Raw genomic sequence first — 9,598 nt, 5'->3', positions numbered from 1 at the left:
GGCTACGACATCATCGACATCGCCGAGACCTGCGAGTTCGAAGAGATCGCCCACCTGCTGGTGCACGGCAAGCTCCCCACCCGCGCCGAACTCACCGCCTACAAGGCCAAGCTCAAGGCCCTGCGCGGCCTGCCCGCCAACGTCAAGGCCGCGCTCGAATGGGTGCCCGCCAGCGCCCACCCGATGGACGTGATGCGCACCGGCGTGTCCGTGCTCGGCACCGTGCTGCCGGAAAAGGACGACCACAACACCCCMGGCGCGCGCGAYATCGCCGACCGCCTGATGGCCAGCCTCGGCTCCATGCTGCTGTACTGGTACCACTACAGCCACAACGGCAAGCGCATCGAGGTCGAGACCGACGACGACTCCATCGGCGGCCACTTCCTGCACCTGCTGCACGGCCAGAAGCCGTCGGCGCAGTGGGAACGTGCGATGCACACTTCGCTCAACCTGTACGCCGAGCACGAGTTCAACGCCTCCACCTTCACCGCCCGCGTGATCGCCGGCACGGGCTCGGACATGTACTCGTCGATCAGCGGCGCCATCGGCGCGCTGCGCGGCCCCAAGCACGGCGGCGCCAACGAAGTGGCGTTCGAGATCCAGAAGCGCTACGACAGCCCCGACGAAGCCCAGGCCGACATCGTGCGCCGCGTGGAAAACAAGGAAGTGGTGATYGGTTTCGGCCACCCGGTGTACACCATCAGCGACCCGCGCAACCAGATCATCAAGGACGTGGCGCGCCGCCTGTCGAAGGACGCCGGCTCGACCAAGATGTTCGACATCGCCGAACGGCTGGAAACGACCATGYGGGACATCAAGAARATGTTCCCCAACCTGGACTGGTTCAGCGCCGTGAGCTACCACATGATGGGCGTGCCGACCGCCATGTTCACGCCGCTGTTCGTGATCTCGCGGACCTCCGGCTGGGCTGCCCACATCGTCGAGCAGCGCATCGACAACAAGATCATCCGCCCCAGCGCCAACTACACCGGGCCGGAGAACCTGAAGTTCGTGCCGATCGGCAAGCGTAAATAAGCGGAAAATCGTCCTACCATGAAGCAAAACAGGCTTGACCGGGCCCGCCGCGATGCCCAATTGTGTAACCGATGGTAGGGGTACTACGCCCTGACTTTCAAATCGTAGAGAATAGCGGCGGACATGTGTCTGTCGGCCTCAGCCGGCAATCCACCGCCTTTGACCCAACTCCAGAAGGAACCCACAGAATGAAGCATCTTGTCCTCGCCGCCTGTATCGGCGCATTCACGCTGACCACCGCCGGCGTCGCGACGGCCCAGGATCCGGCCACGAAGGCTGCTCCCGCCAAGAAGGCTCCTGCCAAGAAGGCCCCGGCCAAGAAGGCGGCAACCACGGAAACCGCAGCCGTGCCGCATGGCGAAAAATGGCAGTGCGAACTGGGCCATGTCCTGTACATCGGCGGCAATATGCAGCGTGACGAAGTCATCACCGTGAACTGGGAGGGCAAGGAATACCGCCTGCCGCGCCTGTCCACCGTGACCGGCGCCGACCGCTATTTCGACGCCCGCTCCGGCCTGGACCTGGTCGTGATCCCGAGCAAGGCCATGCTGTTCAACAAGAACGCCGGCCAGCGCCTGGCCGATGAGTGCCAGACCGCGGACATGCAGGCTGGCGGCTCGGCGCCGACCCAGGCAGGCGCACTGCGTGCCCCGGTAGCCACCCCCCTGCTGGTCGCCCCGCCGGCCCCGGCAGCCGATGCCGCGCCGAAGCCGTAACCAGGTGACATAGCCGGGCATCGCCCGGCCATGTCCATGGGCACCAGGAAGCACAAATACCCGAGGGGACCCCATGTCTGCACACGTTCCAAACGTTCGTCCGGAACCTGACAAGGTATTGGTCGACATTGTCGACTACGTCACCCGCTATCAGATCGAGAGCGCGCTTGCCTACGACACGGCCCGCAACTGCCTGATCGATACCCTCGGCTGCGGCCTGGAAGCCCTGTCATACCCGGCCTGCACCAAGCTGATGGGCCCGATCGTGCCCGGCACGATGGTCCCCAACGGCGCCAAGGTGCCCGGCACGCAATTCCAGCTCGACCCGGTCCAGGCGGCCTTCAATATCGGAGCCATGATCCGCTGGCTCGATTTCAACGACACCTGGCTGGCCGCCGAATGGGGCCATCCCTCGGACAACCTCGGCGGCATCCTCGCCACCGCCGACTGGCTCTCGCGCAACAATGTGGCCGCCGGGCGCAAGCCGCTGACCATGAGGGACGTGCTCACCGGCATGATCAAGGCCCACGAGATCCAGGGCTGCATCGCGCTGGAAAACTCCTTCAACAAGGTCGGCCTGGACCACGTGGTGCTGGTCAAGGTGGCCTCCACCGCCGTCGTCGCGCAGATGCTGGGCCTGAGCCGCGACGAGATCATCAACGCCGTGTCCCTCGCCTGGGTCGATGGCCAGTCGCTGCGCACCTACCGCCACGCCCCCAACACCGGCAGCCGCAAAAGCTGGGCCGCGGGAGACGCCACCAGCCGCGCCGTGCGCCTGGCGCTGATCGCCAGGACCGGCGAGATGGGCTATCCCTCGGTACTCAGTGCCGGGGGCTGGGGCTTCTACGACGTGCTCTTCAAGGGCCAGCCCTTCAGGTTCCAGCGCCCGTACGGCTCCTACGTGATGGAGAACGTGCTATTCAAAATATCCTTTCCCGCTGAATTCCACTCGCAGACCGCAGTGGAAGCCGCCATGACCCTGAACGGCCAGTTGGCCGCCGCGGGCAAGACGGCAGCCGACGTCGGGAAGGTCACCATCCGCACCCATGAGGCCTGCATCCGCATCATCGACAAGAAAGGCCCGCTGGCCAACCCGGCCGACCGCGATCACTGCATCCAGTACATGGTGGCCGTGCCGCTGCTGTTCGGCCGCCTGACCGCGGAGGATTATGAAGACAAGGTCGCGGCGGACCCGCGCATCGACGCGCTGCGCGACAAGATCGTGTGCGTGGAGGACCCGCAGTTCACGGCCGACTACCACGATCCGGAAAAGCGCTCGATCGCCAATGCGCTGACCGTGGAACTGAGCGACGGCACGGTGCTCCCGGAAGTGGTGGTGGAATACCCGATCGGCCACAAGCGCCGCCGCGACGATGGCATCCCGTTGCTGGTGGAAAAGTTCAAGACCAACCTGGCGCGCCGCTTCCCGGCCAGGCAGCAGCAGGCCATCCTGGCCGTGTCGCTGGACCAGGCCCGCCTGGAAGCGATGCCGGTCAACGAGTACGTCGACCTGTACGTGATCTGAGCCGCGGAAAAAAACGGATGAACCGGGCCTGGCAGGCTGACGGGGCCCGCCGGCTTGCCCTAAAATCCACGCGGCGCGTACATTGGTAATGCCACGCAGCAGCAAAGCAGATCAGCAAGAATCCATCAGCAAGAAAAGCAAGAATGCACAACGCAAGCAGCAGGCAGTAGGCATGAACAACGGCGCCGTCACGGCGCCGGGCGCCGCGAGGCAGGCTTGTTTCACCGGCCGCCGGCGGCGAAACGCAGATTTACGAGTCCACAAGCTAGTCCGCACCATCCTTCGATTGGAGTAAGGCAATGCCCCACAATCTCAATAAGACTCTGAAAGAATTCAAGACCGGCCCGTCCGGCAAGGGTCAGTTCTATTCCTTGCCGCAACTGGGCAAGGCACTCGGCGTAGCGGTCGAGCGCCTGCCGGTATCGATTCGCATCGTGCTGGAATCGGTGCTGCGCAACTGCGACGGCAAGAAGGTCACTGAAGAACACGTCAGGCAGCTTGCCAACTGGAAGCCCGTCGCCGAGCGCGTCGACGAGATCCCCTTCGTCGTGGCGCGCGTGGTGCTGCAGGATTTCACCGGCGTGCCATTGCTGGCCGACCTGGCGGCCATGCGCAACGTGGCCGAGAAGATGGGCCAGAACCCGAAGAAGATCGAGCCCCTGGTGCCGGTGGACCTGGTGGTCGACCACTCCGTGCAGATCGACCACTTCCGCGAAAAGAATGCGCTGGACCTGAACATGAAACTGGAATTCCAGCGCAATAACGAGCGCTACCAGTTCATGAAGTGGGGCATGCAGGCCTTCGACACCTTCGGTGTGGTGCAGCCGGGCTTCGGCATCGTGCACCAGGTCAACCTGGAGTACCTGGCGCGCGGCGTGCACAAGAAGGACGGCGTGTACTACCCGGACACCCTGGTCGGCACCGACAGCCACACCACCATGATCAACGGCATCGGCGTAGTGGGCTGGGGCGTGGGCGGCATCGAGGCGGAAGCCGGCATGCTGGGCCAGCCGGTCTATTTCCTGACGCCCGACGTGGTCGGCGTGGAACTGAAGGGCCGCCTGCGCGAAGGCGTGACCGCGACCGACCTGGTGCTCACCATCACCGAAATGCTGCGCCGCGAGAAAGTGGTCGGCAAGTTCGTCGAGTTCTTCGGCGAAGGCACCGCCAGCCTGGCGCTGCCTGACCGCGCCACCATCGGCAACATGGCGCCGGAATACGGCGCCACCATGGGCTTCTTCCCGGTTGACGAGAAGACCATCGACTATTTCAAGGGCACCGGCCGCACCGAAGAAGAAATCGCCGCCTTCGAAGGCTATTTCCGCGCCCAGAAGATGTTCGGCATCCCCAAGGCCGGGGAGATCGACTACACCAACGTGGTCACGCTGGACCTCGGCACCGTGGCCCCCTCGCTGGCCGGCCCSAAGCGCCCGCAGGACCGCATCGAGATCGGCAACGTCAAGTCCACCTTTGCCTCGCTGTTCKCCAAGCCGRYSGCCGAGAACGGSTTCAACAAGGACATCGCCGAACTGGACAAGACCTACACCACGACGGACGGCGTCAACGTGAAGAGCGGCGATGTGCTGATCGCCGCCATCACGTCCTGCACCAATACCTCCAACCCGAGCGTGCTGCTGGCCGCTGGCCTGCTGGCCAAGAAGGCGGTGGAAGCCGGCCTCAAGGTTGCGCCGCACATCAAGACGTCGCTCGCCCCCGGCAGCCGCGTGGTCACGGAGTACCTGGAGGCCGCCGGCCTGCTGCCTTACCTGGAAAAGCTGGGTTTCGGCGTGACCGCCTACGGCTGCACCACCTGTATCGGCAACGCCGGCGACCTGACGCCGGAACTGAACGAGGCGATCACCAAGAATGACCTGATTGCGGCCGCCGTGCTGTCGGGCAACCGCAACTTCGAGGCACGCATCCACCCGAATATCCGCGCCAACTTCCTGGCCTCGCCGCCGCTGGTGGTGGCCTACGCCATCGCCGGCAACGTGACGCGCGACCTGATGACCGAGCCGGTGGGCACGGGCAAGGGCGGCCGCGAGATCTACCTTGGCGACATCTGGCCGACCTCGGAAGAAATCCATGCGCTGATGAAGTACGCCATGGACGCCAAGGTCTTCAAGGTCAACTACGAGCAGGTCAAGAAGCCGAGCAAGCTGTGGGCCAAGGTCAAGGGCACCAAGGGCCAGGTCTACGACTGGCCGAAGTCCACCTATATCGCCGAGCCGCCCTTCTTCGAAGGCTTCGGCATGGAACCGGCCGCGACCCAGACCAGCGTGCGCAATGCGCGCGCGCTCGGCGTCTTTGGCGACTCCGTGACCACCGACCACATCTCGCCGGCTGGTTCGATCAAGGAATCGTCGCCCGCGGGCAAGTACCTGCTGGCCAACGGCGTGCTCAAGGCGGACTTCAACAGCTACGGCTCGCGCCGCGGCAACCATGAGGTCATGATGCGCGGCACCTTTGCCAACGTGCGCATCAAGAACCTGATGCTGCCGGTCAAGGCCGATGGCTCGCGCGTGGAAGGCGGCGTCACGCTGCACCAGCCCACCGGCGACGAAATGTCGATCTACGACGCCGCCATGAAATACATCGCCGAAGGCACGCCCACCGTGGTGTTCGGCGGCGAAGAGTACGGCACCGGCTCGTCGCGCGACTGGGCCGCCAAGGGCACCCAGTTGCTTGGCGTGAAGGCCGTGATCACGCGCAGCTTCGAGCGCATCCACCGCTCCAACCTGGTCGGCATGGGCGTGCTGCCCCTGCAGTTCAAAGGCAGCGACAGCGTGCAGACGCTGGGCATCATCGGCAACGAGACGTTCGACATCGAAGGCATCGAAGGCGACCTGAAGCCGCAGCAGGACGTGACGCTGGTGATCAAGCGCGCCAATGGCGACGTGCAGCGCGTGCCGGTGCTGCTGCGCATCGACACCCCGATCGAAGTCGACTACTACAACCACGGCGGCATCCTGCCGTTCGTGCTGCGTCAGTTGCTGGCCGCCTGACCGGCTAGCCCGGGGCCCTCAGGGGCTTTGGGGCGACGCCGCTGGCCGTGCGCCTCTATGGAGGACATGGCCAGCGGCGTTTTTCTTTGCGGCGGCGTTTACCTGCCATAGCGCCCGGCGAGCCCGGCAGCCGGGCTAAAAGCGCAGCCACCACCGCTTGACCCAGGCTTACCCCAAGCATGCCCCCGTGTAAGTTCCACGCAAGCCTGCCCTGCCACACTCCGATGCATCAACAAGAACAAAGCATTGCGCAGGGCAGCCACGTCGGCCTGCCCGCCTCAAACGCACAGGAGACACCATGGCAAAGATTTTCATCGCATTCGTCGTCATCGCCGGCGCGGCACTCTATATGTTGTCCAAGGGCGGCGAGATTTCGATGGGCGGCGAGCAGCACGGCGTGGAAACCCACGCGCCGGAGACCCCGCAAGCGCCCGCGCAGAAGTAACAGCCCCGGCGCTTCGAGGCACCGCGCAAGCCTGTCCGGCATCACGCAGAACAGCCGCCCTGCACCTGGCGGCTTTTTTTGTCAACGCAGCGAGTAGAATACCGTTTTACCGAAAAACGGATGATTTCGACTTATGGCAGGTTTTCGCCCCAAGGCTTCCCAACGTCTTTCGCCTGACGCCGAGCGTCTGGTGGCCGATGCGCTCGCGCTCGATGCCTCGGGCAGCCGCATGGAGGATGGGTATTGGGAGCGGCGGCTCTCGCAACGCCTGGGCCGGCTCCTGAAAAACGGCAGCCAGTCCGCCCTCGACGCCGCGCTCGAACACCTGTTCAAGCACAACGCCGACGCCTCCGACGTGCTCGCCGAACAAGCCGAGACCCTGGCCGAGTCGGCCACCGTCGAAATCGACGGCGTCAGCTACGACGCCCTGCTGATCGCCGCCCCCATCCTGGCCCACACCCGCTACGCCATCCCGTCCGGCGCGCTCAAGCCCGAGCTGTCGCAGACCCTGGCGGTGCACATGCAGGCGCATGTGCTGGCGACCAATACCAAGATGGCGCTATCGCCCTACCTGTACAGCATCGACCAGTTGCCGCGCACGCACAGCGATACCTTTGCCCTGACCTACAAGCTGGTTTCGGCCGCCATGGCCGGCACCACGCCCAAGGTCGATCTGCGCGACCTGCCGGAGACCGCGCCGATCCTGGCCGATCCGCGCTACCTGCTGGCCGTGGTGGTGGCGCCGCACGAGCAGGCACTGTTCCGCTGGCAGGAGGACGCCAAGGAACACCATGCCGAGCGCACGGTGTGCCTGGAGCAATGGCGCACCCAGGTCCAGCCTTCGATCGCGCTGCTGATGCCCGGCTGCGAGTTCGAGCTGCTGCTGCCCGACGCCTTCTTCCTGTCCTGCCGCGAGTCCGACAAGAGCATCCGCCCGCTCACCGTGCGCGCCGCCGTCAACTACCTGTGCGGCACGCTGGACGTGCCCGCCGGCCAGATGGCCGCCGTGGTGGCGGCCTTCGGCGAGGAGGAAGTCGAGGAGTACCGCGTCGGCTTTACCATGCGCGGCGAGAAGGATGTGATCTACGGCATCGTCTGGCCGGTGTATGGCCGCGAGTCCGGCGAGATCGACGCCAGCGAGAAGGACAACCCGCTGGAGCAGATCTGCGAGGAACTGCGCAACGCGGGGGTCGAAGACATATTCCGTCACGCCGCGCTGTTCGACCCCGAGTATTGCGAAGACTGCGGCACGCCGCTCTACGCGGACCGCTCGGGTGAGATCGTGCACGCCGAACTGCCCGAAGACGCGCCCACGCAGCAGCCGCTGTTCCACTGAGCGTTACCCCACCCGCCTCACCGACGGCCCGCCTTGCGCGGGCCGTTTTGTTTCCCGGCTCCCGGTGTCAGGTTGCCGCGGGCTCGCTCACGCAGCGCCACAGCGCATGACCGGAGGCGGCGTACTTGCGCTCGAACGGCGTGATAGCCTCGGCCGGCCGCCAGGACTCGACCCGCGCCGGCCGGCCAACCAGCGCCAGCGCCTGGGCAAATTCATCGATATAGACCTGCCAGTTGCTGCGGCACTCCAGATAGTCTCCGCACGCAGCCAGCGCCGGGAACACCGCATGGCCCTGCCAGCGCCGCCCCAGGTGGCCGATCTTGGGCCAGGGGTTGGGATACAGCACGTAATGGCGCGCAATAGGGATGCGATCCGCCTGCAGCATCCGCCAGACATCGACCAGGTCGGCACGGGCCCAGGCGAAATTGGCCGGCATCGGCCCTTCCCACCAGTCCTTGCCGCCGGTCAGCCGTTTCTCCGACTGGTCCACGCCGATCACGAAATGACCGGGAAACGCCGTGGCCAGGCGCAAGGTGCTCTCCCCCACGCCGCAGCCTGCGTCGAGGATCAGCGGCGCGACGCCGGCCTGCTGCCATTGCTGCAGCGCAAGATCGAGCGCGCGCCGGCTGGGCTCGCCGATCGGCTTGCGAAAGGGCTCAGCCAGGTGGCGGGCGACACGCGCCGCGAGGTGGTCGTGGACATCGGCCTGGGCCGAGGTGATGGTGCGGGAGTTGGCGAACATGGGCGGGATTCTACCGGCTGCGGGCGGGCCCGGGGACAAGCAGGCGGCGCAAGCCATGGACATGTGCCACCCCTTGCTGGGAGCATAAGCATATGACGCCCGTATCGCACACCGATGTCGTTTTGGCGGCACAATGCGGGCAGCCGGGTGGAGATTCAGGCAAGCAAGCCGGAGCCGCCACCCCATCTGAGAACCCGCCGACGCCCTCCCCTCCCGAGGGCCGGCCCGTACGAGGAGCGCATCCCGATGCCCGCAACACGCCTTAGCCGCAGCCTTCCAGCCCGCACCGCGGATCGCCCTGCCGGCGCTCCGTCAAGCCCGCCTGACGTCCTTGCCGCCCTGATGCCGCGCCGCGCGATGCTGCAAGCCGGCGCCGCACTCGTGCTCGGCGGCGCCGCGCTGATGCTGCTGCCCGCCGGCGCGGCGCAGGCCGAAGACCTGCGCATCGGCCTGTCCGCCGACGTGACCTCGATGGACCCGCAGTGGAACAACGCCGGACCGAACAACGCCATCGCCCTGCACATCTTCGAGTCGCTGGTGTTCATGGACAAGAACGCCCGCTACATCCCGGGCCTGGCGCTGTCATGGAAGCCGGTCAACGCCATCACCTGGGAAATCAAGCTGCGCCCCAACGTGAAATGGCACGACGGGACGCCGTTCACCAGCGAAGACGTCAAGGCCTCGCTGGAGCGCCCGGACAAACTCACCAATAGCCCAGGCTCCTTCACCAGCTACACCAAGCCGATCGCGCGCATCGACACGCCCGACCCGCTCACCGTGCGCCTCACCATGAG

Annotated in this window: 8 protein-coding genes; 7 read left to right on the top strand and 1 reads right to left on the bottom strand. The window is 65.6% G+C overall.

The window, feature by feature from the left end; all coding sequences use genetic code 11:
* From prpC to AC1DT6_RS39570, 6 genes are all read left to right on the top strand, one after another.
* On the top strand, positions 1-1,035 hold a 1,035-nt coding region (gene prpC, locus AC1DT6_RS39595; RefSeq protein ID WP_477115538.1), incomplete at its 5' end, for a bifunctional 2-methylcitrate synthase/citrate synthase.
* A 188-nt stretch (positions 1,036-1,223) separates the two neighbouring features.
* Positions 1,224-1,751: a hypothetical protein gene (locus AC1DT6_RS39590; protein WP_441626784.1), complete on the top strand. Its 528-nt coding sequence runs from the start codon at positions 1,224-1,226 to the stop codon at positions 1,749-1,751.
* A gap of 73 nt (positions 1,752-1,824) precedes the next feature.
* Positions 1,825-3,276, top strand: coding sequence for a bifunctional 2-methylcitrate dehydratase/aconitate hydratase (locus AC1DT6_RS39585; protein WP_441626786.1), 1,452 nt, complete (start codon positions 1,825-1,827; stop codon positions 3,274-3,276).
* Between the two features lie 299 nt (positions 3,277-3,575).
* Positions 3,576-6,281 (top strand): aconitate hydratase AcnA, encoded by a 2,706-nt coding sequence (acnA, locus tag AC1DT6_RS39580; protein WP_477115537.1) that lies wholly within the window; start codon positions 3,576-3,578, stop codon positions 6,279-6,281.
* Between the two features lie 298 nt (positions 6,282-6,579).
* Positions 6,580-6,726, top strand: coding sequence for a hypothetical protein (locus tag AC1DT6_RS39575; RefSeq protein WP_441626790.1), 147 nt, complete (start codon positions 6,580-6,582; stop codon positions 6,724-6,726).
* Positions 6,727-6,859: 133 nt separating this feature from the next.
* Positions 6,860-8,062, top strand: coding sequence for a DUF2863 family protein (locus AC1DT6_RS39570; protein ID WP_045237420.1), 1,203 nt, complete (start codon positions 6,860-6,862; stop codon positions 8,060-8,062).
* Between the two features lie 67 nt (positions 8,063-8,129).
* Here the strand turns inward: AC1DT6_RS39570 and trmB are convergent, their stop codons facing one another.
* Positions 8,130-8,804 carry a tRNA (guanine(46)-N(7))-methyltransferase TrmB gene (gene trmB, locus AC1DT6_RS39565; RefSeq protein ID WP_441626792.1) on the bottom strand — a complete coding sequence of 225 codons (675 nt, stop codon included), beginning with the start codon at positions 8,802-8,804 and terminating at the stop codon, positions 8,130-8,132.
* 342 nt (positions 8,805-9,146) lie between these two features.
* Here trmB and AC1DT6_RS39560 point away from each other — a divergent pair.
* Positions 9,147-9,598 (top strand): ABC transporter substrate-binding protein (locus AC1DT6_RS39560; RefSeq protein ID WP_477115539.1); only part of this gene is annotated, 452 nt, incomplete at its 3' end.

It is taken from the genome of Cupriavidus sp. 01L45, assembly GCF_056399885.1.
This window is presented reverse-complemented; position numbering and strand designations above follow the sequence as displayed.

What these genes read in the sequence shown, in the direction of transcription:
- AC1DT6_RS39590 (WP_441626784.1), top strand. Translation starts at nt 1,224, where the DNA reads ATGAAGCATCTTGTCCTCGCCGCCTGTATCGGCGCATTCACGCTGACC.
- AC1DT6_RS39585 (WP_441626786.1), top strand. Translation starts at nt 1,825, where the DNA reads ATGTCTGCACACGTTCCAAACGTTCGTCCGGAACCTGACAAGGTATTG.
- AC1DT6_RS39575 (WP_441626790.1), top strand. Translation starts at nt 6,580, where the DNA reads ATGGCAAAGATTTTCATCGCATTCGTCGTCATCGCCGGCGCGGCACTC.
- AC1DT6_RS39570 (WP_045237420.1), top strand. Translation starts at nt 6,860, where the DNA reads ATGGCAGGTTTTCGCCCCAAGGCTTCCCAACGTCTTTCGCCTGACGCC.
- trmB (WP_441626792.1), bottom strand. Translation starts at nt 8,804, where the DNA reads ATGTTCGCCAACTCCCGCACCATCACCTCGGCCCAGGCCGATGTCCAC.